The sequence below is a fragment of the Actinopolyspora lacussalsi subsp. righensis genome, from assembly GCF_900116555.1.
Lineage (GTDB): Bacteria > Actinomycetota > Actinomycetes > Mycobacteriales > Pseudonocardiaceae > Actinopolyspora > Actinopolyspora lacussalsi.
This window is the reverse complement of record NZ_FPAT01000011.1, coordinates 158,527-183,160: the sequence shown is the minus strand read 5'-3', so window position 1 is coordinate 183,160 and position 24,634 is coordinate 158,527. Positions and strand designations below refer to the sequence as shown.

The following is a 24,634-nucleotide window of genomic DNA, read 5'->3' as shown; positions in this document are numbered from 1 at the left end:
CAGGGTTATCCCCACGCCCAGGGCAGGTTACTCACGTGTTACTCACCCGTCCGCCGCTCTGCACACCAATCCGAAAACCGGTGCCATCGCTCGACTTGCATGTGTGAAGCGCGCCGTCAGCGTTCGTCCTGAGCCAGGATCAAACTCTCCAACAATGCATGGAAAAAATCAAACCCCAGCACAACCCACACCACACCCGGCAACCCCTCACAGGGCCACCCAACCGTGATGCGCATTGATACTCAAAGCAAAAAAGACAAGAAACAAACACACACACGCGTGCACAAACACTGTTGAATTCTCAAAGAACACACCCACCACCCACGCGGCAGGTCATCGCCCGCAGTTCCGACGAATGTCTGTTCACTCGCCGTCGCAGCGGAACATCGATCACTCTAGCATCGGAGCAAACCGGCGTTTCAAGGGGGTCCCTTTTAACTTCCGGAAGACCGGAGCCATACCGATCGAGTTTAGATTGTACAAGCAACCACGGAGTCCGAATAACTCAGCTTCGAACTGCCGCCGAGATGCTTACCTTCGTACTCTAACAGCCGGAAAACATCCCGGATCAACGGGGCCCACACCGGGCCCGATCGATCGGAGAAGTCAGTACTCAAGGAGTATCGAACACTCCCGCAGCGCTGACGAGATTGAATCTACCCCACGACGCAGCCGACGTCAAATCGACCGCACTCGCCGCCCGCTGAAACGAATCACCTGGTCAAACGCCTCACCGTTACGAGTAGGAGCCTATTAGACCAACTCGACTCCCGCAGTGTGACGCTTACCACGACGAACCACCAACCAGGTGCCGTGCAACAGGTCCGCCATGCTCGGTGCCCAGGTGTCGTCGAGCACCTTGGCGTTGTTGACGTAGGCACCGCCCTCGGCGATGGTACGTCTGGCCGCCTTGCGTCCCGTCACCAGACCGCTCTCCACGAGCACGTCGACTATCGTCGGCTCATCACTCAGTCTGAGTCGCGCGGTCGGGACCTCGGCCATCGCCGATTCCAGGGTGTCGGCGTTCAGCAGGTTCAGGTCCCCGCCCCCGAACAACGCACGGCTGGCGGCAGCCACCTGCTCGGTAGCAGTGGCCCCGTGCACCAGGGTGGTCAGTTCCTCGGCAAGCCTGCGCTGACCGAGACGTTGTTGCGGGCGCTCCGCCGTAGCGAGTTCCAGCTCCTCGATCTCCGCACGCTCCAGGAAGGTGAACAGCCGCAGATACTTGCCCACATCGGCATCGGAGGTGTTGATGAAGTACTGGTACCAGGCGTACGGGGAAGTCAGCGCCGGGTCGAGCCAGAGATTGCCGCCCCCGGTGGACTTGCCGAACTTGTTCCCCTCCGCGTCGGTTACCAGTGGTGTGGTCAGTGCGTGCGCACTCGCACCGTCCTGTCGGCGCAGCAGGTCGACACCGGCGATGATGTTTCCCCACTGGTCCGATCCGCCCAGCTGCAGAGCCGTTCCGTAACGACGGTTGAGCTGTACGTAGTCGTTTGCCTGCAGCAGCATGTAACTGAACTCGGTGTAGGACATCCCGTCGGATTCCAACCGTCGCTTGACGGTTTCACGTGAAAGCATCGAGTTGAGCGAGAAATGCTTGCCCACGTCCCGCAGGAACGCCGTGACGGGCAGGTTCGCGGTCCAGTGGGCGTTGTTCTCCATGACTGCCCCGGTCTCCGAGTCGTCGAAGTCGACGAAGAGCCTGAGCTGTTCGCGGATGCCCTCGGTCCATTCGGAGATGACGTTCTCGTCGTGCAGACTGCGTTCACCCACGTCACGTGGATCACCGATCAAACCGGTCGCACCGCCTGCCAGTGCGAGCGGGCGATGTCCGGCGAGCTGAAAACGACGCAGGGTCAGCAGCGGGATCAGGTGACCCGCGTGCAGGCTCGGTCCGGTCGGATCGAAACCGGCATACAGTGTGAGTGGCGGTGAATCGAGATCACGACGCAACGAATCGAGATCGGTGGACTGCGCGATGAGACCGCGCCAGGAAAGTTCGTCAAGGATGTGCTCACTCACGCTGCCAGTTTGGCTCACGCGGACCACACGATGTCGACGACCCCCTGGAACTCGAGTCAGGAGTCACGGGGCGACCGCCTCGTGCCGGGCGAGGATTCGCGTCAGGCGAAGAAGAGCCGGTGGAGTCGGAACATTCCGCTCAGTTCCCGCTCGTGACCTTACGCCGACCACCACGCCGATAGGAACTCACGGCGGGCGAACCGTGCACCCAGGAACGCCAGGGCAACTCCGTGGCAGTGGAAACCCCGACTCTGGGACCACTGCGTACGTCCTCGTCCTCCACGGCACACCCCCGCAGCAACCGGATCGGTGAGTCGGAACGTGTCAGGTCCGCGCCGTTACACTCACGAGTGATTCCCAGCACCCCCGCGAGTCGAGCCGGTCCGCTGGCCAGTGCGCTCTCCTTCCGAACCGCGGGACGACGACTGCGTGCCAGGTCGGTGCCCTCGATGATCTCACCGGCTCGGAGGAGCACCGCCGCGGGCTGCCCGTCGGTCAGGCAAACCACGTTGACGCAGAAGTGCATCCCGTAGACAAAGTACACGTAGAGGTGACCCGCCGGCCCGAACATGACCGCGTTCCGTTCGGTACGCCCGCGATAGCAGTGTGATGCCGGGTCGTCCTGTCCGCGGTACGCCTCCACCTCGACGAGCCGGACACGAACCACCCCCTGGGGCGAGTTCGAAACCAACTCACAACCGAGCAGGAAACGTGCCACACGGAGCGGGTCACGTGCTGTCTCGGAGCGTGTCACCTCAATCACGACGAGCACACTACCGGGTGCCGCACGACGGGGAACGAACCGGAGCCGTGCCGGACCGGGAAACACCCGGATCCGATCCGGCACGGCGGGAAGTTCACCCGGAGCGGCGGGAGGATTCGCCGTCCAGCCACGCACGGTGTCGTGCCACGTGCTCATCGACCCGCCGAGCCTGCTCGGCGACGCGATCGGGAGCCGTGCCACCGCGTGAGTCACGTGCCGAGACCGCTCCTCGAACCGTCAGCACCTCACGAACGGCCGACGTGAGCTCGGGATGCGCCCGGGAGAGTTCCTGCTCGGTCAATTCGTCGAGGCCGACACCACGCGACTCCGCGAGTCGTACGCACTCGCCGGAGGCCTCGTGCGCGACGCGGAACGGGACACCACGCCGCACCAACCACTCGGCGATGTCGGTGGCCAGCGTGAATCCCGCGGGTGCCATCTCGGCCATCCGCTCGGTGTGGAAGGTCAACGTGCCGAGCATGCCCGCCATGGCGGGCAGGACCAGTCGCAGCTGATGAACCGAGTCGAACAGGGGTTCCTTGTCCTCCTGCAGATCCCGGTTGTACGCCAGTGGCTGTGCCTTGAGGCCGCTCAGCAGACCGGTGAGGTTTCCGATCAGTCTGCCCGACTTGGCGCGAGCCAGTTCGGCCACGTCGGGATTCTTCTTCTGCGGCATGATCGAACTGCCGGTGGCCCAGGCATCGTCCAGCGTGATGTAGCCGAACTCCGCCGTGTTCCAGATGACGACTTCCTCGGCGATGCGTGAGAGGTTCACGCCGAGCATGGCCAGATCGAAGGCCGCCTCCGCGGCGAAATCGCGCGCGGAGGTGCCGTCCATCGAGTTGTCCACCCCGTGCTCGAACCCAAGTTCGCTCGCTACCGCGTCGGGGTCCAGCCCCAGTGAGGATCCGGCGAGAGCACCGGAACCGTAGGGGGAGACGGCGGTGCGCTCGTCCCAGTCACGCAGCCGCGCGATATCGCGCAGCAAGGCCTGGGAGTGCGCGAGCAGGTGATGGGCCAACAGCACGGGCTGGGCGTGCTGGAGATGAGTACGCCCGGCGAGCACCGCGCTCGGGTGGGCGGCCGCCTGCTCGCCGAGGGCGTCTATCACGTCGAGTACGGCCGAGACGATGCCGCGCACCGCGTCACGCAGCCACATCCGGAACTGAGTGGCCACCTGGTCGTTACGGGAACGCCCGGCGCGGAGTTTACCGCCCAGTTCGGTGCCGACACGTTCGAGCAGCCCGCGCTCCAGGGCGGTGTGCACGTCCTCGTCATCCGGCTCGGGCAGAAACCGTCCGGTACGCACATCGGTGGCGAGCGTCTCCAGTCCCGCCAGCATGCCTTCCAGCTCGGATTCGGTGAGCAGTCCCGCACCGTGCAGCACTCTGGCATGGGCTTTCGAACCCGCGATGTCGTAGGGCGCGAGCGACCAGTCGAAATGTGTGGACAGACTGAGCGCGGCCATGGTTTCGGAGGGGCCGGAGGTGAACCGTCCTCCCCAGAGCATGGTCGGATCCGACCGATCGCTGTCGGTGGCGGAATCGTCTTGTCGGGACATGCGGTTTTCCTCGGGAAACGCGAAGCGGCACGGACAGGGCTGGACGGGCACCGGGGCGATGCCCGTCACGGCGGAAACGTTCAATGGTACTGCTCGCGCTTGGCGGCGATCTTGCTGGGCAGACCCCACAGCTGCACGAAGCCCTTCGCCAGTTCCTGGTCGAAGCTGTCGCCCTCGTCGTAGGTGGCCAGGTTGAAGTCGTACAGCGACTGATCACTGCTGCGACCGGTCACCACCGCACTGCCCGCGTGCAGGGTCATCCGGATCCGACCGGAGACGTGGCGCTGTGTGTCCGCGATGAAGGAGTCCAGCGAGGTCTTCAGCGGCGAGAACCACAGGCCGTCGTAAACGAGCTCGCCCCAACGCTGCTGGACCGTGCGCTTGAACCGCGCGAGGTCACGCTCCAGGGTGACGGCCTCGAGCTCGCGGTGAGCGGTGATCAGCGCCAACGCGCCGGGCGCCTCGTAGATCTCCCGGCTCTTGATGCCGACGAGCCGGTCCTCGACCATGTCGAGCCTGCCCACGCCTTGGGCGCCCGCACGGCGGTTCAGCTCGGTGACCGCCTGCAGCGGGGTGACGGCTGCCCCGTCGATCGCCACGGGAACACCCTGATCGAAGGTGATGACCACCTCGTCGGGGTCGCGCGACTGCGTCGGATCGGCGGTGTACGAGTAGACGTCCTCGATGGGCGCGTTCCAGATGTCCTCGAGGAATCCGGTCTCGACGGCCCTGCCCCACACGTTCTGGTCGATCGAGTAGGGGGACTTGTTGCTGACATCGATCGGCAGGCCGTGCCGTTCGGCCCAGTCGATGGCCTTTTCCCTGGTCCAGGCGAAGTCACGAACCGGAGCGAGTACCTTCATCTCGGGAGCGAGTGCTCCGATGCCGACCTCGAAACGGACCTGATCGTTGCCCTTGCCGGTGCAGCCGTGCGCGACGGTGTCCGCACCGTGTTGCCGAGCCGCGTCGGTCAGGTACTTGGCGATCAACGGCCTCGAAAGCGCCGAGACCAGGGGATACTGGTCCATGTACATCGCGTTGGCCTGCAGTGCGGGCAGGCAGTACTGCTCGGCGAACTCGGCGCGCGCATCGGCGACCACGGCTTCGGCCGCGCCGCAGGCCAGCGCTCGCTTGCGCACCGTCTCCAAGTCCTCGCCGCCCTGGCCGACATCGACGGCCACGGCGACGACCTCGGCATTGGTCTCCTCGGCGATCCAGCCGATGGCGACTGAGGTGTCCAGTCCGCCGGAGTAGGCGAGTACGACCCGGTCGCTCATGATCATGCTCCTAGTACCTGTTGTGCTGGCTGTTGTCGGGTGCCTGTTCGACCGCGGTGTCGTTCAGTCCGTCGTGGCGGCCGACTCGGGCTGTTGTGCGCCGAGCTCGCGTAACCGCTCGGCGAGTTGTTCACCGGTGAGTGGTTCACGGGCCACGACCAGCAGGGTGTCGTCACCCGCGATAGTGCCCGCCACCTCGTCCATCGAGGACCTGTCGATGGCGCTGGCCAGGAACTGGGCGGCACCGGGCGGGGTTCGCAGCACCGTCAGGTTTCCCGATCCCTCCGCGCTGACGAGCAGTTCGCCGAGCAGCCTGCTCAACCGTGCGGTTCCGCCCTGCACCCCCTGGATCGGGCTGCCGTCCTCGGGAATGACGTAAACGGGTTGTCCCCCGTCGGGTGCCCGGAGTTTCACCGCACCCAACTCGTCGAGGTCACGTGACAGGGTGGCCTGCGTGACGTCGATGCCGTCGGCCGCGAGCAGTCTCACCAATTCGGTCTGGCTGCGGATCTCGGAGCCGGTGACGAGTTCGACGATGCGCGCCTGCCGCGCCACTCGTGTGCTCATCGTCGCTGCACCAACCAAGTCAACAGCGCCTTCTGGGTGTGCAACCGGTTCTCCGCCTCGTCGAACACCGCGCTGGCGGGGCCGTCCAGCACTTCGTCGGTGATTTCCCAGCCCCGGTGAGCGGGCAGGCAGTGCAGCACCGTGGTGTCGGATTTGCCGGTGGCCTCCAACAGAGCGGCGTCGAGCCGGAACGGCCGGAAGGGCCCGACCCGATCCTTGCCGTCGTTCTCCTGCCCCATGGAGGTCCAGGAGTCGGTCGCGACCACGTCGGCCCCCGCTACGGCTTCCCGTGGGGTGCTCAGCACACGGCTGGAGCCTCCGGTCTCGACGGCACGCTTGTGCGCCGCTTCGAGCACCCACTGCTCGGGTTCGAAGCCCTCGGGTGCGGCGATCCGGATGTGCATCCCGGCGGTCGCTCCACCGATGAGCAGCGAGTGGGCCATGTTGTTGGCGCCGTCGCCGAGGTAGGTCAGGGTCAGCCCGGCGAGGGTGCCGTGTCGTTCCCGGACGGTCTGCAGGTCGGCGAGCACCTGGCACGGGTGGAACTCGTTGGTGAGCGCGTTGACGACCGGAATGTCGGATGCCGAGCTCATCGCGTCGATGCGCGCCTGGGCGAAGGTGCGCCACACCACGACATCGACATAGCGGCTCAGCACTCGTGCGGTGTCCTCTATCGTCTCTTCGCGGCCGAGTTGCATCGTGCGTGCGTCGATCACGACCGGATGGCCGCCGAGCTGGACGATCCCGGTTTCGAGGGAGAGGCGTGTCCTGGTGGATGTCTTCTCGAAGATGACCGCTACCGACTTCGGGCCCGCCAGGGGTTTGTTGTCGGTTCGGCGGTGTTTGAACTCGTCGGCCAGGTCGAGGATCTCGCGCTGCTCGACGGGTGTGAGATCGTCGTCACGTAGAAAATGACGCGGCATCAGTTCTTCCCTTCTCCGCGGGCCGCTTCGGAGAGCACCTCGGCGAGATCGCGGACGAAATCGTTGGCCCGCTGGCCGTCCAGGATCAGCGGAGGCGCCAGCCGCAGGGTGTCCGGACGAACGGGATTGATCAGGTAGCCGCGGTCACGGGCGCTTTCCACCGCCGCGGGAGCGATGTCGTCGTTGAGCTCGACGGCCAGTAGCAGCCCGGCGCCGCGGACCTCCCTCACCGCGGGGTGCTCGAGACGCTCGATGGCGGCGATGATTTCCTTGCCCAGTCGGGCGACGTGTTCCAGCAGCCCTTCGGACTCGATGGTGTCGATCACCGCCAGCGCGGCGGCGCAACAGACCGGGTTCCCGCCGAAGGTGGTGGCGTGCTGACCTGGTTCCAGCAGGAAGGCCGCTCGCCCCACTCCGATGCAGGCGCCGAGTGGCAAACCGCCGCCCAGCCCCTTGGCCAGGGTGATCACGTCCGGCACGATGCCGCAGCGCTGGAAGGCGAACCAGTGTCCGGTGCGTCCGATCCCGGTCTGCACCTCGTCGAGGATCAGCAGTGCGCCGTTGCGGTCGGCGATTTCCCGCGCGGCTCGCAGGTACCCCTCGGGAGGGACGATCACGCCGGCCTCGCCCTGAATCGGTTCGAGCACGATCGCGGCGGTGTGCTCGTCGACCGCCTCGTCGAGAGCGGTGACGTCCCCGAAGGGCACGTGTGAGACTCCGGTGGGCAGCGGTTCGAAGGGTCGCTGTTTGGCCGGTTGTCCGGTCAGCGCCAACGATCCCAGAGTACGGCCGTGGAAACCACCGTCCGCGGCCACGATGTTGGGGCGGCCGGTGCGCCGGGCGATCTTGAACGCGGCTTCGTTGGCCTCCGAGCCCGAGTTGCAGAAGAAAACCCTGCCGTTGTCACCGACCCACGCCAGTTGGAGCAACCGCTCTGCCAGTCGCAGTTCCGGCTCATGACTGTAGAAGTTGGAGACGTGACCGAGTTTCGCGATCTGTTCGGACACTGCCGAGGTGACGGCGGAGTGGGCGTGGCCGAGGGCGGCCACGGCGATACCACCGAGCAGGTCCAGGTAGGTGTTCCCCTCGGCATCGGTAACCGTGCATCCCGAACCGCTTACCAGCTCCACCGCCGGGGTGCCGTAGGTGGGCATGATCGCTTCCCGCCAACGATGCGCGGCAGCGGAATTGTCCTGCTCCTGGGAAGACATCAGGCATCGTCCTTTCGTTGGGTCGGCTCGCCGGGAACGACCATCGTGCCGATACCCTCGCTGGTGAACACTTCGAGCAGCACCGAGTGAGCGAGTCGACCGTCGATCACGTGGGCCCGGGGCACGCCACCGGTCACCGCCTGTAGACAGGCCTCCATCTTGGGAACCATTCCGGAGGACAGGTTCGGCAGCAGTTCCGTCAGTCGCGCGGTGTCCAGTCGCGAGACCAGCGATTCCCGGTCGGGCCAGTCGGTGTAGAGCCCCTCGACGTCGGTGAGCACGACGAGCTTCTCCGCTTCGAGCGCGACGGCCAGGGCTCCGGCGGCGGTGTCGGCGTTGACGTTGTGCACCACACCGTCGGCATCGGGAGCGACTGTGGAGATCACCGGAATGCGACCGGTCTCGATCAGATCGAGCACGGCGGTCGGTTCGACCGATTCGACGTCGCCGACCAGCCCGATGTCCACCGGTTCGCCGTCCACCACGGCGTCGCGTCTGCGGGCGGTGAGCAGGTGCGCGTCCTCACCCGACATGCCCACCGCGTGCGGACCGTGCTGGTTGATCAGTCCGACGAGCTCACGACCGACCTGGCCGACGAGGACCATCCGGACCACATCCATCGTTTCCGGTGAGGTGACCCGCAGTCCACCCCGGAACTCGCCGGGCATGCCGAGCCGGTCGAGCATCTCGGTGATCTGCGGACCACCGCCGTGCACGACCACGGGGCGCAGTCCGGCCAGCCGCAGGAAAACCATGTCCTCGGCGAATGCCCGCTTGAGCTTTTCGTCGGTCATGGCGTTGCCGCCGTACTTGACCACCACGGTGGCACCGCGGAACCGCTCCAACCAGGGCAGTGCTTCGGTCAGTACGCCGGCCTTCGCGGCGGCCGTGCTCAACCGTTCCTCGTGGCTCGTGCTGTTCATGTGGAATACGCGCTGTTCTCTTCGACGTAGTCATGGGAAAGATCCGTGGTCAGCACGGTGGCGCTGTGGTCACCGAGACGCAGATCGACCACGATCTCGATGTCTCGTCCGGAGAGATCCACCGTGTCGCGGTCGGCGACCGGGGTTCCCCCGGAGTAAAGCGTCACACCGTTGGCGATGATCTCCATGACCGAGGCGTCGATCGTGACCGCGGAGCGCCCCACCGCCATGGCGATGCGTCCCCAGTTGGGGTCGGAACCGAACAGCGCGGCCGATACCAGGTTGTCCTCGGCCACCAACCGGGCGATGCTCACCGCGTCCTCCTCCGAGGCTGCCCCGCGGACGGTTATGTCGATCGCCTTGGTGGCGCCTTCGGCGTCGTGTTGCAGTTGTCGGACGAGGTCGCCGCAGACTCGGGTCAGCAGCTCGGTGAACTCGGCCTCGGCGGGAGCGAGTTCGGAGGCCCCCGAGGACAGCAGCAGCACGGTGTCGTTGGTGGAGGTGCCACCGTCGACGTCGAGCCGTTCGAAAGTGCCGCTGCAGGCCTGTCGCAGGGCTCGTTGCAACGTCTCGCCTTCGACACCGGCGTCGGTGGTGACGACCGCGAGCATGGTCGCGAGGTTCGGCGCCAGCATTCCCGCCCCTTTGACCATCCCGCCGATCGACCAGCCGTCGGGGTGGGTGAGGCAGACCTGTTTCGGGTGGGTGTCCGTGGTCAGTACGGCGGTCGCGGCATCGGTGCTCGCCCGCTCCGTGTCGTTCAGTCCGGTCACCGCGGTGTCGAGGCCCTCCAGCAGGGCGGGCATCGGCAGCCGTTGCCCGATGAGGCCGGTGGAGCAGACCCCGATCTCGATCGCACCGGTACCGAGCAGTTCCGCTGCGCGTTCGGCGGTGGCATGGGTGTCCTGGAATCCCTCGGGACCGGTACAGGCGTTGGCACCACCGGAATTGAGCACCACGGCACGCAACTTCCGCTCCCGCAACACCTGTTCGGACCACAGCACGGGAGCCGCTTTGACCTGGTTGGTGGTGAACACCCCGGCTGCCTGCTGCCCGGGACCGTCGTTGACGATCAGCGCGAGGTCGAGGGCGGTGCCGGACTTGATACCGGCGGCAACGCCGCAAGCCCGGAAACCACGCGGACCGGTGACACCGTATCGCCTGTCTGTGGTCGCGTCGTGCACGCCGACGTCGATCGGCTCGTCAGTCGTACTCAATGTTCTCCCTCGAAGTGCTCGACCACGGTGTGCCCGGCTCGGCGCAACGTGTCCACGGCGTCCGGAAGTGCGTTCGCCCCGACCAGGATCCAGTCGGTGTCGAAGGTCGACAACGTGAACACACTGATCTCGCGCTCCGCGAGCGGGGACAGCACAGCGGCCAGGACGCCGGTCAACGAGAAGTCCAGCGGGCCGGCTATCTCCAATGCCCGGAAGGGGCCCTGGACGCTCGACGAGTCGGAGAGCTCGGCGACATCCCGGTAGGCGAACACCAGCGTACGGTCGTTTCCGGTGACGAGCTCGGCGTTGACGGGGCCGGAAGCGGGCAGTTCTGGCTCGGTACCCGGTCCTGGCGTGGCCACGGCGAGGAGCTGTTCGTGCGCTCGCAGGGTCAGTGTCGTCACGGCGCCATCCCCGCTGTGGAAAGCCCCGCGGTCTCGGGAAGCCCCAGGGCGAGGTTCATGCACTGCACGGCACCGCCTGCCGTGCCCTTCGTGAGGTTGTCCTCGGCACCGACGGCGACCAGGCTTCCGGCGTCGTCATCGACGGCTACCTGCAGGTGTACGGTGTTGGCCCCGAGCGTGGCCGAAGTCTGTGGCCACTGCCCCTCCGGCAGCACCCGCACGAAGGGCTCCGCCTCGTAGGTACGCGTGTAGCTCTGCCGCACCCGAGCGGGATCGACCCCTTCCCGAAGTCGCGCGTTGCAGGTGGCCAGAATGCCTCGCGACATAGGGGCCAGCATCGGTGTGAACGAGACGCGGACAGCTTCACCGGCCGCCGCTCCCAGATTCTGGATCATCTCCGGGGTGTGTCGGTGTGCCCCACCGACGCCGTAGACACTGGCCGATCCCATGACTTCCGCCGAGAGCAGATGAGGTTTGAGCGCTCGCCCCGCCCCGGAGGTCCCGGTCGCTGCCACGACCACCAGGTCGGGCTCGACCAGCCCGTCGAGCAGGGCGGGCAGCAACGCGAGCGTGGTCACCGTCGGGAAACATCCGGGTACGGCTATCCGGTCCGCCTTGGTGATTCGTTCCCTCGCCCAGGGCAGTTCGGGCAGACCGTACGGCCAGCTGCCGGGGTGTTCCCCGCCGTACCAACGTTGCCAGGCCGCCGGATCCTCGAGTCGGTGATCCGCTCCGCAGTCGATCACCAGGGTGTCGTGGAGCTGATCGGCCAACACGTCGGAGTGCCCGTGCGGCAACGCGAGGAAGACCACGTCATGACCGGCGAGGACCTCGGCGTCGGTCTCACGGAGCGTCCTGTCGGACAGCTCGGTGAGGTTGGGGTGGTGTTCCCCGAGCGTACTGCCGACGTTTCCCCCCGCTGTGAGAGCGCCGATCTCGACCTGTGGATGTGCCAGCAACAGACGCAACAGCTCCCCGCCCGCATAGCCGCTGGCACCGGCGACCGCCACTCGTACAACCATGCGAATGATTATGCACTCTCATGCAAAATCAATCAACAGGGGGTCCCCCGAAGTACGAACGAGGGCGGAGAGACGAAAAGCTCGGGGTGGGTGGTCGCCGTAGCGACCACCCACCCCGAGCTGAGCCACAACCGGTCGTTCGAAGCCGATGCCGCGGGTATCTCCCGCGCCGAGGTGAACCGAGTCGACACGAGCCCGCTGTGGTTAACCGCGCAGCACCGCTCCGAACCGCTGGTCGGCGGCAGCCACCGCGGCGTCCCGGACCTCGGTCGCCTCCTCCTGGGTCAACGTTCGGTCGGAAGCACGCAGCCGCAACGCGAACGCCAGCGACTTCTTCTCGGCACCGAGCTTTTCACCGGTGAAAACATCGAACAACCGGATGTCCTCGATGAGCTCGCCACCGCCGTCGCGAAGCACTTCCCCGAGCTCGGCGGCCGGAACACCCTCGTCGACCACCAACGCCACGTCCAGCCGCACCGGTGGATAGGCCGAGATGCTCGGAGCGGGGCGCCTGTCCGTCACCGGCAGCGCGTCGAGGTCCAGCTCCATCGCACAGGTCCGTTTGGGCAGTTCGAAAGCCTCCACCACCTTGGGGTGCAACTCACCGGCATACCCGATGACCGTGCCGTCCACCTCGAGCGCGGCACAGCGCCCCGGATGCCACGGCGCCCTGTCCGCGGCGGAGACGGTCAGCGACACTCCGGCCGTCTCGGCGACGAGTCTGGCCGCCGCCACGGCGTCCGACCAGTCCGCCTCCCGGCCGGAACCCCACCAGCCGGAACGCTCCCGCTGTCCCGCGAGCACCACACCGACGTGCTGGGGTTGTGCGGGCAGCGCGGCGTGGAGCGCTGCCAATTGCTCGTCCGAGGGACGTTGCCGAACCCCGAGTTCGGGAACGGAAGGCTGATCCGGCTCGGGCAGCACCACCTGCCCGATGTGGAACAGCGCGAGATCACGCCTGCCGCGGGAAAGGTTGCGCTGCGACGCGTCGAGCAGCCCCGACAGCAGCGTGGTGCTGAGCAACGCACGATCCGATTCGAGGGCGTTGACGGCTCGCAGGGTACGTCGACGCGGATCGTCCTCGCCGATTCCCAGGGCGTCGAGGGTGCCCTCACCGGTGAACGGGAACGGCAGCACCTCGACGTAACCGTCGTGTGCCAGCGCACGCGAGACCGCGCGCCTGCGGCGCTGGGTAGCGCTCAGTCCGCTCCCGGTGGGCGCCGCGGGAACGACGGACGGGATGGTGTGGTACCCCTCAAGTCGGAGTACCTCTTCGACCAGATCTGCCGGCTGCGTGAGATCGGGGCGCCAGGTCGGCGGCAGTGCGGTCACCACACCGACACCGTCATCGGACGTACCCACCTCGATTCCGCAGCCGATCTGGTTGAGCCGCTTGGCGGTGACACCACGTCCGTAGCGGACACCGGCGACCTGGTCCGGCAGTGCCAGCGGCATCGTCACCGGTTGCGGTTGCGACGGTTCACCCACATCGGTGCGCCCAGCGCTGATGGTCGCTTCCCCGTACTCGACGAGCAGCCTGGCCGCGCGCTCCGCCGCCACGGCGGCCACAGCGGGGTCCACACCACGCTCGAAACGCTTGCCCGCCTCGCTGGGCAATCGATGTCTGCGGATCATGCGCGAGATCGCCGTGGGCTCCCAGTTCGCCGCCTCGAGCAGGACGTCATTGGTGTCCTGCCCGATCTCGGTGCTGGCACCCCCCATGACTCCGGCGAGGGAGACTGGGCCGGACTCGTCACAGATCACGATGTCGTCGGGATCGAGGTCACGCCGCACGTCGTCCAATGTGACGAGGGATTCCCCGGCCGCGGCTCGGCGCACGACGATGTCACCGGACAGCTTGGCGGTGTCCCAGGCGTGCAGCGGCTGGCCGAGCTCGAGCATCACGTAGTTGGTGATGTCCACCGGTAGGGAGATGGAACGAATGCCGGCCAGCGCCAGTCGTCGCTGCATCCACCACGGAGTCGGAGCGGTCGGATCGACCCCGGTCAGTCTGCGGAACACGAACCGGGAGCAGGCCGAGGCGTCCTCGATCCGCACCGTACGGGAGGGGCGGTCGTCATCCGGGATACCCCGGTTCGCGGGGTCCCCGAACGGCACGTCCAACGCGTTGGAGAGTTCCCGGGCGAGACCACGCACCGAGAAGCAGTAACCGCGATCGGGCGTGATCGCCAGCTCGATCACCGAATCGTCCAGGCCGACGATCTCGTTGGCCGGGCTTCCGGGATCGGCGGAGCCGGGAGGAAGTACCAGAATACCGTCGTGGTCCTCACCGATTCCCAGTTCCCTGGTCGAACAGATCATGCCCTCGCTGGTACGCCCGTAGGTCTTGCGAGCGCTGATCTCGAAATCACCGGGGAGAACCGTACCGGGCAGTGCCACCACCACCAGCGAGCCGGCGCTGAAGTTGGTGGCGCCGCACACGATGCCACGGGTCTGTTGCTCACCCGTCTCGGACTTTCCGACCTCGACCCGACAGTAGCGGATGGGTTTTTTGAACTCGGTCAGTTCCTCGATCTCGGCTACCCGTCCGACGACGAGTGGGCCGGTGATCGGGGTGAGTCGGGTGACCTCCTCGACTTCCAGCCCGATGTTGACGAACGCCTCGGCGAGTGTGTCTACGCTCGTGTCCTCGGACAGCTCAAGATGCTCGGCCAGCCAGGAAACCGGAATCCGCACTGGATCGCAGCCCTTCTCTCGATCATGTGGGGTCGGCGGTGCGGGCAAGAGCCCGGGCACCCGACCGGACTCAGTATTCGATGCCGAACGCCTCGGTGAACCGGACGTCCCCCTCGACCATGTCGCGCATGTCGGGTATGCCGGTGCGGAACTGCAGGGTACGTTCCACTCCCATGCCGAAGGCGAACCCGGTGTAGGTCTCGGGATCCACTCCGGAGGCGCGCAGCACGTTGGGGTGCACCATGCCGCAACCACCCCATTCGACCCAGCCGGCGCCCCCCTTCTTCTCCGGGAACCAGACATCCATCTCGGCCGACGGCTCGGTGAAGGGGAAGAAGTTGGGCCTGAACCGCGTCCAGGTGTCCGGTCCGAACATGGCGCGGGCGAACGCGTCCAGCGTGCCCTTGAGATGCGCCATGGTCAGTCCCTGGTCCACCGCGAGCCCTTCGATCTGATGGAACACCGGGGTATGGGTGGCATCGAGCGCATCCGTGCGGAACACCCTCCCGGGGGAAACGCGGTACACGGGCAGCTCGCTGGAGAGCAGGGCACGTACCTGGACGGGCGAGGTCTGGGTGCGTAGCACCAGTCCGGAGTCCTCCGGAGCGATGTGGAAGGTGTCCTGCATCGTGCGGGCCGGGTGGTCCTTGCCGAAGTTCAACGCGTCGAAGTTGAACCACTCGGCTTCCAGCTCCGGACCTTCCGAAACGTGCCAACCCATCGCCACGAAGTCGTCCGCGACGCGTTCCATGAGCTGAGTGATCGGGTGCCGTGCCCCCGAAGGAACGCGATCGGTCGGCAACGTGACGTCGACGGCCTCCTCCTGCAGCACCCGCTCGTCGCGTTCGGCGCGCAGTTGCTCGTGACGGGCGTCGAAAGCCTGTTGGATCGCCTGGCGCGTCTCGTTGACCCGCTTACCGGCATCGGCCTTCTCCTCCGCCGGCAACGATCCGATCTCGCGTCGCGCGGTCAACACCGGAGAGCGCTCGCCCAGGTGCGCTGGCTTGACCGCGGCGAGTTCATCGAGATCAGCGGCGCCGTCGAAGGCTTTGCGAGCGTCGTCGACCGCGTTTTGCAACGTCTCCGGCGCGAGCGCGACGACCTCCTTCGGGTCGTACGGGTCGTTGGCTCCAGACATTGTCGCTGTGTAACTCCCGTATCCGACGGCCCGCCTGAGCGAACCGGTCTTGGCGTGTGAACACTGACTCCCTCGGAGAACAGTGTATGTGATTGGGTTCGGCGGAATCGCGAAACGACCCGTACGGGTGTTCGGGGAAACACCGCGGAACCAACGAGCCCGACGAACTCAGGGGTGCCGCGAACTCCGGGGGACTGCCGAGCCGGGAGACGGCACGAGTGGCGGAACGGTCACTCGGGTCACTTGACGTCCGGGCGAATGCGACGGGCCGAGGCGTACAGACAGACGGCAGCGGCGGTCGCCAGGTTCAGGCTCTCCGCTCGACCGTAGATCGGCACGCGCAGCGTGACGTCCAACCGTTCACCGTACTCCCCGAGACCGTGCGCCTCACTGCCGAACACCCAGGCGGTCGGCACGTCCAGCCTGCCGCTCTCCTCAGCGGTGTGCAGATCGGAGTGGGCCGCACCATCGGCTCCGACCAGCAACAGTCCCGCTCCTCGACAGGCCGCCAGTACCGTGTCCGCATCACGTTCCCGAGCCACCGGAAGGTGGAAAAGGCTGCCGGTGGAGGCCCGAACGGCCTTCCCGTTGTAGGGGTCGACGGTCTCGCCCGCGAACAGCACGGCACCCGCACCGGCGGCATCCGCGACACGAAGCACCGTACCCGCGTTACCCGGATCGGCGATGTCGAGCAGCACCACCACCAGGGAGGGCCGGGGAGCCAGCACGGTCGCGGTGTCCGTCGCGGGCGCCTCGCAGACGGCGACCAGCCCTTGCGGGGTAACCGTTTCGGAGAGGCAGGCAGCCGCTCGTTCGGTGATGGTCCACAACGGCACTCCGCTCGCCGCGCAGCGCTCGGCGATCTCCGGAACCCGTCGCAGTCCTTCGGAAGTGGCCAACACCTCGCGAACCTCGGTGCGAGGCCGCTCCGCCGTCCGCGAGTCCAGCGACTCGAGGACGGCGTTGGCGCCTTCCGCCAGAAACATACCGGCACGTTCGCGCCCGGCACGCCGCGTGAGCTTACGAGCGGAAGCGACCCGTGCGGAACGTTCCGTCAACGGCGAACGAGCCGTATCGGGACTCGCCCGCCCTTCCGCGGAATCCGCACCGGTGTGCCGGGCGCCGGCTCGATCCAATCAGACCGTGCCTTCCGGGAGGCTGCTACGCGCCTTGTCACACAGCGCGGTAAAGGCCTGCGGATCGTTGACCGCCAGCTCGGCGAGCATCTTGCGGTCGACCTCGACCTCGGCGGCCTTCAGACCCTGCATGAACTTGTTGTAGCTCAGCCCGTTCTGCCTGCTGGCCGCGTTGATACGCATGATCCAGAGCTTGCGGAACTCGCCCTTGCGTGCCCGCCGGTCCCGATAGGAGTAGACCTGCGAGTGCAGCATCTGCTCCTTGGCCTTGCGGTAAAGGCGAGAACGCTGCCCGCGATAGCCCTTGGCGGACTCCAGAATCTTGCGGCGCTTCTTCTGCGCGTTCACCGATCGTTTGACACGTGCCATTGGTTCCGTCCTGATCGCATCGGGGGCGGAGCCCCGCCCCGGCGGATGAGGCTGTCACTGGTCCGAAGGGTGTGGCGGGCCAAGCTCCCGGCTACACCCGTGACTGAGCGAAGCTCAGCGTCCCAGCATCTTGTTGACCTGCCGGGTGTCGTTCGGCGACACCTCGTCAGTGCCCTTCAATCGACGCTTCACCCTGCTCGACTTCTTTTCCAGGATGTGCCTACGGCCGGCACGCTCGTGGCGCAATTTGCCCGATCCGGTGACCTTGAACCGCTTGGACGCGCCGCTGTGTGGCTTGTTCTTGGGCATTATCATCCTCTTTTCGTGCGAACGCCGGGCAGAATCCCGATGAGAATCCCGCCCGGCATGCGTTCCGGGTGATTCCACGACCTGATGCATTCGGTGGCCCCGGCACCCGATTGCCGCGCTACGGTTATGACGCGTTCGCCTTGCTCTTGTTGCCTTTACCGGTTTTGTGCGGAGCCAGCACCATGGTCATGTTGCGGCCGTCCTGCTTGGGTTTGGCCTCGATGAAGCCCTGCTCTGAGACATCGTCGGCCAGCCGCTGCAACAACCGGAACCCCAGCTCGGGGCGGGACTGCTCGCGGCCGCGGAACATGATCGTCACCTTGACCTTGTGACCCTGACCGAGAAAGCGCGAAACGTGACCCTTCTTGGTCTCGTAGTCGTGCGGGTCGATCTTGGGACGGAGCTTCTGCTCCTTGATGACGGTCTGCTGCTGATTACGGCGTGACTCGCGAGCCTTCTGCGCACTCTCGTACTTGAACTTGCCGTAGTCCATGAGTTTGCACACCGGCGGCTTGGCTTGCGGAGCGACCTCGACGAGATCCAACTCCGCTTCCTCCGCGAGCCGGAGTGCGTCCTCGATACGGACGATGCCGACCTGTTCACCGTTCGGTCCGACCAACCGGACCTCGGGCACACGGATGCGGTCGTTGATGCGCGTCTCGGAGCTGATGGGGTCTCCTCGGTTCGATGGCGTTTCTGTGCTGCACCGCGGCGTGAAGCTCGCCCCTAGAGCATGCAGCCGCCTCGCGGCATCCTGCCGGATCCGCGAGACCCTTTTACTCCAACCGATCGAACCGGTATGGCAATACCGCTTCATTCCGCCGTCGAACGGTGTTCTCGGCGGGATCGGGACCCGGCGGCCTGTGAACCGGCCACGCGGGTGGGAGCGGGGCTCCACTTTACCGCCCCCGAAAGGCCGAGGGCGTTGCGCGCATGTGAGAGTAACAGGCGTGACCGAGTCGCAGCCAACCGAGCCCCCCGAAACAGCCGCACCGCCGGACGGCGACCACTCCGGGGAGGGCCTCGATGCCACGGATACCCCGCACAACGTGCGCGAGTTGAGCAATGTTCCCAGCGTCGAGGTGATCAGCAGGGCCGCCGTGATGCTGATGTCGGCGGCGGCCGAGAAGCTGGGCCTGGCCGAGGAGGACCCGGACGACTCCCCGGTGCGTGACCTCGACGAGGCGCGCCGTCTGATCACCTCGCTGGCCGGCCTGATCACGGCCTCGGTGGAGTACCTCGGGCCCCATGCGGGAGCGCTGCGGGACGGGCTGCAGACACTGCAACGTGCTTTTCGGGAAGCGTCCTCGGAGCCGGATCCGCCCGGCCAGGGCCCGGGTGAGAAATACACCGGCCCCGTTCACTGAACGGCTGTCCGGTCGGTCACCCCGAAGCTCCCGAGCGGCACGCCCGGGATCAGCGCGGACCGCTCAACCGTGCAGCGTCGCCCGCACCGCGCGATGATCACTTCCCCTGGTGTCGACGACCTCCGCGTCGGCAACGCGCACACCCCTGGACAGCACGTGGTCGAGCCGTACGGCGGGAAACGCGTCCGGCCAGGTGAAACCGAAGCCTGCCGTGGCCTCACCGGCGACGTTCGGTAACCACCGGGTGAGCGAACGCAGCGCTCGGTCGGTGGTGGCGGTGTTGAGATCACCGAGCAGGACCACGTCCTCGACGGCCTCACCCGCCACCGCTGTGGCGAGTTTCCGCAGTCCTTGGTCCCGCCGCTCCACCGAATCCGGACGCAGCGAAGGCAGATGGGCGACATAGACCGCCAGCTCCCCCTGGGGAGCGTGCGCGACGGCTCGAACGGCACGGGTCCAGCCCAGGCCGAGGTCCACGGCTCGTACGTCCGACAGTCGGTAACGGCTCCAGAGACCGACGGTCCCCATCGTGACGTGGTGCGGATAGCGTTCCCGCAGTGCCTCGGTCGCCACCGAGCGGGTTCGCGATGTGATCTCCTGCAGCCCGACCAGGTCGGCATCGGCGCGGGAGAGGTCGCGCAGTGTGGCCTTCGGATCGCTGTTGCTCGCGTAGAGGTTCTGGGTGACGACTCCCACTCCCCCCGCCGCGTTCCGATCGTTCGCCGGAACGGCTGTTCCGAAGATGAGCCCCCAGATCAGTGCGGGCACGAGCAGCAGCACCGAGGCACGGCACCGCGACAGCAACGCGGGCAGCGCCACCAGCGGAACCGCCGCTCCCAGCCAGGGCGCGAAACTGTCCACGAGGGTTCCGATTCCCATGGGATTGGGCAGCAGACGATGGCACAGCAGCAGAGCACTGATTCCCGCGGCGAAGCACGCGACAACGGTGTCGCGTGCGCGCCAGGGCCGGAACAATGCGCTCAACGGTCCGGGCACGCTCGGAGCCGCACCACGTGAGTGCGTGGTGCGGTCCGCGTCAAGGGCGTGTCGTGCGGGTCGCCGTGCCATCCCGGACAGTCTGACGTGCCGAGCTTTGAAAAAGCTGAGAGCTCCCGGGAAACGACGCGGGGGAACGTCGTGCGGCCACATGGGAGCCCCACCACCGCGGTGAAAGCCGGTACCGGTGAACGGCACCACCGAATCACTGCCCGCGAACGGCCAGCGCGTCGATCTCGACGAGCAGATTCGCGGGCAACCCCACGTAGACCGTGGTTCGTGCCGGGTAGGGCTCCCCGACCACACGAGCGTAGGTCTCGTTCATCTCCGCGAAGTGAGCCACGTCGGTGAGGTAGACCCGCAGCATGAGCACGTCCTCAACTCCCGCCCCCGCCTCGGCCAGGATGGCGAAAACGTTGCGCAACGCCTGCTCGGTCTGCTCGGCCACGGATTCCGACACCGGTTTCCCGGTGGCGGGATCAACACCCGTCTGTCCCGAGACCTGCACCAGGTTGCCCTTGCACACGGCCTGCGACAGCGGAACTCCCGCGGGCGGGGTCGGGGCCTTCGGAGTGGTCACGACGGTTCTGGACATTGGTATCCACCTTTCGAGAGAAATCAGCTGTCCGGTGACTGCCAACCGAGTTCGACCGAGACGCGGTCGCAGACGCGGGACAGCTCACCGGTCGATCCGAGCAGTTCGTCGAAGTCGAACAACACCTTCGGCGCCGACAGCGAAACCGCGGCGACGATCTCGCCGCGGGGATCGCGCACTCCGGCGGCTATGCAGTGCACGAAGTCCTCGTGCTCACCGCGATCGACGGCATAGCCGGATCGTGATACCCGATCCAGTTCGTCCAGGAACCGCTCGGGGTCGGTGATGGTGTTGTCCGTCAGCGCGGGATAGTCCAGCGCGGCGGCGACCTCCCCGCGGGCGGACTCGTCGAGGCCGGAAAGCAGCACTTTTCCCACCGCCGTGCAGTGCAACGGCGCGCGGGCGCCGATGCGCGAGTACATCCGGACCGCATGGGTGCTGTCCACCTTGTCCACATAGACGACCTGATCGTCCTCGCGAACTGCCAGGTGCACGGTGTGCCCCGTGCTCTCCCCGAGTTCGAGCAGGTGGGAGCGGGCCGTGTCGCGCACGTCGATCCCGTCCAACGCGCGGTTGGCCAGTTCGAACAGTGCGCTTCCGAGCCGATAGCGGTACACATCGGAGCGTTTGACGAACCTGTCGGCCTCCAACGAGCGCAGCAGCCGCATGACGGTGGATTTGTGCACTCCCACCGCCTCCGCGAGCTGGTCGAGGTTGCGGGGCCCGTCGGCCAACTCGGTCAGCAGCGCGAGTCCACGCCGCAGGCTCTGGCTCATTCCGTGGTCCTTTTCACTGTCGTCAACCGTTCCACCAACCATCGGTGCCCTACCTCTTGGAGATCGCGCTGGGCATCCGGAAGAAGCTTCCGGCAGCGGTTCCGTTGACGGCCACCTTGCGAACTGCTAAACAACACTTTATCAATATATGCAATATCTGTTGCATTAGGCGCAATTGGAGATCCGGTGCGAGCAGCGACGATGGATCGGACCGCGGTAGGTGCCCTCCGGGAAGAACGGCTCGACTGGCGGTTCAAGGCTGTGCCGTCCGAAGCCTTCGGGAGCACGATCACGGAGTTCCTCCGAACGGAGCCGGAGATCACCGGAAGCGGATTCGTGGGTCCGCTGTTGCTGTTGGACCGTTCGGCGCTGGAACACAACTTGACGACGATGGCCGACTGGTGTGCCTCGCGAGAGGTGCTGCTGGCACCACACGGCAAGACGACCATGGCCCCGCAGCTGTTCCAACGACAGCTCGACCACGGCGCGTGGGCGATGACCGCCGCCACCGTCAGCCAACTCCGGGTATATCGCGCGTTCGGCATCAGTCGGGTGCTGCTGGCCAACCAGTTGGTCGACGAATCGGGACTGCGCTGGCTGTCGGGCGAACTCGACGACGATCCCGGTTTCTCGTTCGGCTGCTGGGTGGATTCGATGTCGAGCGTGCGACTGATGAGCGAGGTCCTGGCAGCGAAACGCGCGCGTCGGCGGGTCGACGTATTGGTGGAGCTCGGCGGTGAGCACGGCCGCACCGGGGCCAGAACCGTCGCGGAAACGGTGGAGGTGGCGCGGGCGGTGTCGGAGAGTCCGGTGTTGCGGCTCGTCGGCGTCAGTGGCTACGAGGGTGCGATCTCGCACGATCTCAGTGACGAGGATCTGACCGCGGTGGACTCCTATCTGGCTCGACTGCGGGAGTCGGTCACGCGGATAGCCGCGGCGGGGATGTTCGACCGAACGGAGGAAATCGTTGTCACCGCGGGCGGGAGTTCCTATTTCGACCAGGTGGCCGAGGCGCTCACGGCACCGTGGGAGTTAGACTCACCGGTACTTCCGGTGTTGCGGAGCGGTTCGTACATCACTCATGATCACGGCTTGTACCGCACCATGTCACCTTTCGGTCGGGCACACCGTCTCGCCGGACCGGAGCAGCCGTTCCGCGCCGCCATGCGAATCCTCGCTCAGGTGACCTCACGTCCGGAACCGGAGCTGGCGCTGCTCACGTTGGGCAGGCGGGACGCCTCGTTCGACCAGGCCCTGCCACAGCCGCGGACCCTGTGGGCGCGGGACGGCACCACGAGCTCTCTGACCGATTCGCACGTTACCGAACTGGCCGATCAGCACGCCTTCCTGTCGGTCCCGGCCAACTCGGAGATCTCCGTGGGCGACTGGGTCGAGTGCGGACTGTCGCACCCCTGCACGACGTTCGACAAGTGGCAGCTCATACCGCTCGTGGACAACGGGAAGGTCGTGGATCTGGTGCGTACTTTCTTCTGAACGACTCTCCGTGTTCCCGGAAGCCGAACAGGCTGCCGGCCCGGCGCGGCTTCCGACAGGCGCGGCAACGGTGTCGCTCGGGCGATCAGGGCGAACTTTCGCGGCGGTTCTTCCGCCGGGAAGCGGCACGGGACACATCACGTCGGTTATCCGCTCGACGGAAACCGAGAAGGTGTCGGGAACACACCGGAACGGAGGCGAGGATGGACGAGATCCTGATTCGGGGCGCGGTGGTGGTCGACGGCAGCGGAGCACCACCCTTCGAAGCCGACGTGACGATCGGCGCGGGTCGTATCTCGGCCGTCGACAGCCCCGGGAGTCTGCGCGGCAGACGCACCATAGCCGCTGACGGTATGGTCCTTTCCCCCGGATTCGTCGACATGCACGCGCACTCGGACCTGCTGCTGCTCACCGATCACCGGCACACCGCCAAGGTGGCACAAGGGGTGACCACGGAGGTGATCGGTCAGGACGGGCTTTCCTACGCTCCCGTCGACGATCGAACGCTGCGGAACCTGCGTACCCAGCTGGCGGGTTGGAACGGCGATCCAGCCGACTTCGACTGGAACTGGCGTGGTGTGGGCGAGTACCTGGATCGCATCGACCGAGGGGTCGCCACGAACACCGCGTACCTGGTTCCGCACGGCACGCTCCGGATGCTGTGTGTGGGCTCGGAAAACCGCCCCCCTTCGGAAACCGAACTGGCACGGATGCGCGAGGAACTGGCGCGGGGCATGTCCGAGGGGGCGTTCGGCATGTCCTCCGGACTGACCTACGCACCCGGCATGTACGCCACGACATCCGAACTCGCCTCGCTGTGCGAGGTGGTCGCCGAGTACGGCGGCTACCACTGCCCACACCACCGCAGCTACGGCGCCGGCGCCCTTGCCGGTTACGAGGAGATGATCCGGATCAGCCGGCAGTCCGGCTGCTCGTTGCACCTCGCACACGCGACGGTGAATTTCGACGTGAACCGGGGCCGCGCTCCCGAACTGCTGACGATGCTGGACGAGGCACTGGACTCGGGAGTCCGGATCACGATGGATTCCTACCCTTACCTGGCGGGGTGCACCTCGCTGCACGCCCTGCTTCCCAGCTGGATGTTCAGCGGTGGTGTCGAAGCAACGTTACGAAGGCTGTCCGATCCGGACAGCAGGAGCCGTGTGCTGCGTGAGATGGAGGTGGAAGGCTCCGACGGTGCGCACGGCGTACCGATCGACTGGAGCGCCATCGAGATCAACGGGGTACGGCACCCGGACAGAACCGGTCACCTGGTCGGACGCGACATCGCGACCGCGGCCGATGCCGAAGGGGTACCTCCGGGAGAGCTCTACCTGGACACCCTGCTGTCGGACGAACTGGGCAGTTCCTGCCTGATGCACGTCGGTCACGAGGAGAACGTGCGTGCCATCATGCGACACCGAATGCACACCGTCGGCAGCGACGGCCTGCTGCTCGGTGAACGGCCACATCCCCGCGGTTGGGGGACGTTCCCGCGTTATCTGGCGCGATACGTGCGGGAGCTCGGGTTGCTCGATCTCCCGGAGTGCATCCGCCACATGACCTCGACGCCGGCACTCCGACTCGGGCTGTCCGACAGAGGACTCGTACGGCGGGGCATGGTCGCGGATCTCGTGCTGTTCGACCCGGACGAGATCCGCGACAACGCGACGTTCGAACGACCGCGTGCGCGACCCAGCGGAATCAGCCACGTAATGGTCAACGGTGTTCCCGTGCTCGAGCACGGGAACCGCAACGACGCCACACCGGGACGAGCGCTGCGGCACGGCACCGGGGGAACCGCCTGAGAGAGGGGTCCTCCGCTCCCTCCCTCGCGAGCGCTGTCCGGAAAAGACGTTCCAGC

General features: G+C 66.3%; 23 protein-coding genes and 1 rRNA gene. 3 read left to right on the top strand and 21 right to left on the bottom strand.

Going from position 1 to position 24,634, the window contains the following annotated elements:
• From BM394_RS18420 to infC, 18 genes are all read right to left on the bottom strand, one after another.
• Positions 1 to 155, bottom strand: a 16S ribosomal RNA gene (locus tag BM394_RS18420); the annotation flags it as partial.
• 598 nt (positions 156 to 753) lie between these two features.
• Positions 754 to 2,025, bottom strand: a complete 1,272-nt coding sequence (gene tyrS, locus BM394_RS18415; RefSeq protein WP_092980138.1) for a tyrosine--tRNA ligase — start codon at positions 2,023 to 2,025, stop codon at positions 754 to 756.
• A 139-nt stretch (positions 2,026 to 2,164) separates the two neighbouring features.
• Complete coding sequence (locus tag BM394_RS18410) at positions 2,165 to 2,779, bottom strand: DNA-3-methyladenine glycosylase (RefSeq protein ID WP_425427671.1); 615 nt, start codon at positions 2,777 to 2,779, stop codon at positions 2,165 to 2,167.
• 103 nt (positions 2,780 to 2,882) lie between these two features.
• Positions 2,883 to 4,349, bottom strand: a complete 1,467-nt coding sequence (argH, locus tag BM394_RS18405) for an argininosuccinate lyase (RefSeq protein ID WP_092980136.1) — start codon at positions 4,347 to 4,349, stop codon at positions 2,883 to 2,885.
• Positions 4,350 to 4,429: 80 nt separating this feature from the next.
• Complete coding sequence (locus tag BM394_RS18400; RefSeq protein ID WP_092980205.1) at positions 4,430 to 5,626, bottom strand: argininosuccinate synthase; 1,197 nt, start codon at positions 5,624 to 5,626, stop codon at positions 4,430 to 4,432.
• A 63-nt stretch (positions 5,627 to 5,689) separates the two neighbouring features.
• Entirely contained in the window at positions 5,690 to 6,193 is a 504-nt protein-coding gene (locus BM394_RS18395; protein WP_092928438.1) for an arginine repressor, read from the bottom strand.
• Positions 6,190 to 7,116 carry an ornithine carbamoyltransferase gene (gene argF / locus BM394_RS18390; RefSeq protein WP_092980134.1) on the bottom strand — a complete coding sequence of 309 codons (927 nt, stop codon included), beginning with the start codon at positions 7,114 to 7,116 and terminating at the stop codon, positions 6,190 to 6,192. The genes BM394_RS18395 and argF overlap by 4 nt, the downstream gene beginning before the upstream one ends.
• Positions 7,116 to 8,327 carry an acetylornithine transaminase gene (locus BM394_RS18385; protein WP_092980132.1) on the bottom strand — a complete coding sequence of 404 codons (1,212 nt, stop codon included), beginning with the start codon at positions 8,325 to 8,327 and terminating at the stop codon, positions 7,116 to 7,118. Before BM394_RS18385 ends, argF begins: the two co-directional genes overlap by 1 nt.
• Positions 8,327 to 9,250: an acetylglutamate kinase gene (gene argB, locus BM394_RS18380; protein ID WP_092980129.1), complete on the bottom strand. Its 924-nt coding sequence runs from the start codon at positions 9,248 to 9,250 to the stop codon at positions 8,327 to 8,329. Before argB ends, BM394_RS18385 begins: the two co-directional genes overlap by 1 nt.
• A complete protein-coding gene (argJ, locus tag BM394_RS18375) occupies positions 9,247 to 10,434 on the bottom strand; it encodes a bifunctional glutamate N-acetyltransferase/amino-acid acetyltransferase ArgJ (RefSeq protein WP_092980203.1) in 1,188 nt (395 codons plus the stop codon). Before argJ ends, argB begins: the two co-directional genes overlap by 4 nt.
• A gap of 29 nt (positions 10,435 to 10,463) precedes the next feature.
• A complete protein-coding gene (locus BM394_RS18370; RefSeq protein WP_092980127.1) occupies positions 10,464 to 10,871 on the bottom strand; it encodes an ACT domain-containing protein in 408 nt (135 codons plus the stop codon).
• Positions 10,868 to 11,893: an N-acetyl-gamma-glutamyl-phosphate reductase gene (gene argC, locus BM394_RS18365; RefSeq protein WP_092980125.1), complete on the bottom strand. Its 1,026-nt coding sequence runs from the start codon at positions 11,891 to 11,893 to the stop codon at positions 10,868 to 10,870. The genes BM394_RS18370 and argC overlap by 4 nt, the downstream gene beginning before the upstream one ends.
• A 204-nt stretch (positions 11,894 to 12,097) precedes the next feature.
• Positions 12,098 to 14,590, bottom strand: coding sequence for a phenylalanine--tRNA ligase subunit beta (gene pheT / locus BM394_RS18360; protein ID WP_092980123.1), 2,493 nt, complete (start codon positions 14,588 to 14,590; stop codon positions 12,098 to 12,100).
• Positions 14,591 to 14,660: 70 nt separating this feature from the next.
• Entirely contained in the window at positions 14,661 to 15,728 is a 1,068-nt protein-coding gene (pheS, locus tag BM394_RS18355) for a phenylalanine--tRNA ligase subunit alpha (RefSeq protein WP_092928445.1), read from the bottom strand.
• Positions 15,729 to 15,967: 239 nt separating this feature from the next.
• Positions 15,968 to 16,786, bottom strand: a complete 819-nt coding sequence (locus BM394_RS18350) for a TrmH family RNA methyltransferase (RefSeq protein WP_425427670.1) — start codon at positions 16,784 to 16,786, stop codon at positions 15,968 to 15,970.
• Between the two features lie 78 nt (positions 16,787 to 16,864).
• A complete protein-coding gene (gene rplT / locus BM394_RS18345; RefSeq protein WP_043571586.1) occupies positions 16,865 to 17,233 on the bottom strand; it encodes a 50S ribosomal protein L20 in 369 nt (122 codons plus the stop codon).
• Positions 17,234 to 17,347: 114 nt separating this feature from the next.
• Positions 17,348 to 17,542, bottom strand: a complete 195-nt coding sequence (gene rpmI, locus BM394_RS18340) for a 50S ribosomal protein L35 (RefSeq protein WP_092928447.1) — start codon at positions 17,540 to 17,542, stop codon at positions 17,348 to 17,350.
• Between the two features lie 124 nt (positions 17,543 to 17,666).
• The gene (infC, locus tag BM394_RS18335) at positions 17,667 to 18,281 is read right to left on the bottom strand and encodes a translation initiation factor IF-3 (protein ID WP_092632001.1); all 615 of its coding nucleotides are present in this window, start codon (positions 18,279 to 18,281) and stop codon (positions 17,667 to 17,669) included.
• Between the two features lie 211 nt (positions 18,282 to 18,492).
• On the opposite strand from infC, the gene BM394_RS18330 reads away from it, so the two are divergent.
• Positions 18,493 to 18,909: a DUF1844 domain-containing protein gene (locus tag BM394_RS18330; RefSeq protein WP_245780281.1), complete on the top strand. Its 417-nt coding sequence runs from the start codon at positions 18,493 to 18,495 to the stop codon at positions 18,907 to 18,909.
• 63 nt (positions 18,910 to 18,972) lie between these two features.
• On the opposite strand, the gene BM394_RS18325 is transcribed toward BM394_RS18330, so the two are convergent.
• The 3 genes from BM394_RS18325 to BM394_RS18315 all read right to left on the bottom strand — a co-directional run bounded on the left by BM394_RS18325 (position 18,973) and on the right by BM394_RS18315 (position 21,276).
• A complete protein-coding gene (locus tag BM394_RS18325; RefSeq protein ID WP_245780280.1) occupies positions 18,973 to 19,893 on the bottom strand; it encodes an endonuclease/exonuclease/phosphatase family protein in 921 nt (306 codons plus the stop codon).
• Positions 19,894 to 20,110: 217 nt separating this feature from the next.
• Positions 20,111 to 20,500: a RidA family protein gene (locus BM394_RS18320; protein ID WP_092980121.1), complete on the bottom strand. Its 390-nt coding sequence runs from the start codon at positions 20,498 to 20,500 to the stop codon at positions 20,111 to 20,113.
• Positions 20,501 to 20,523: 23 nt separating this feature from the next.
• The gene (locus tag BM394_RS18315; RefSeq protein WP_092980119.1) at positions 20,524 to 21,276 is read right to left on the bottom strand and encodes an IclR family transcriptional regulator; all 753 of its coding nucleotides are present in this window, start codon (positions 21,274 to 21,276) and stop codon (positions 20,524 to 20,526) included.
• Between the two features lie 201 nt (positions 21,277 to 21,477).
• Between BM394_RS18315 and BM394_RS18310 the strand changes: the two genes are divergently transcribed.
• Together BM394_RS18310 and BM394_RS18305 are read left to right on the top strand one after the other, a co-directional pair.
• Positions 21,478 to 22,770 (top strand): amino acid deaminase, encoded by a 1,293-nt coding sequence (locus BM394_RS18310; RefSeq protein WP_175530166.1) that lies wholly within the window; start codon positions 21,478 to 21,480, stop codon positions 22,768 to 22,770.
• Between the two features lie 203 nt (positions 22,771 to 22,973).
• Positions 22,974 to 24,578, top strand: coding sequence for an N-acyl-D-amino-acid deacylase family protein (locus BM394_RS18305; protein WP_092980115.1), 1,605 nt, complete (start codon positions 22,974 to 22,976; stop codon positions 24,576 to 24,578).
• Positions 24,579 to 24,634: the final 56 nt, after the last annotated feature.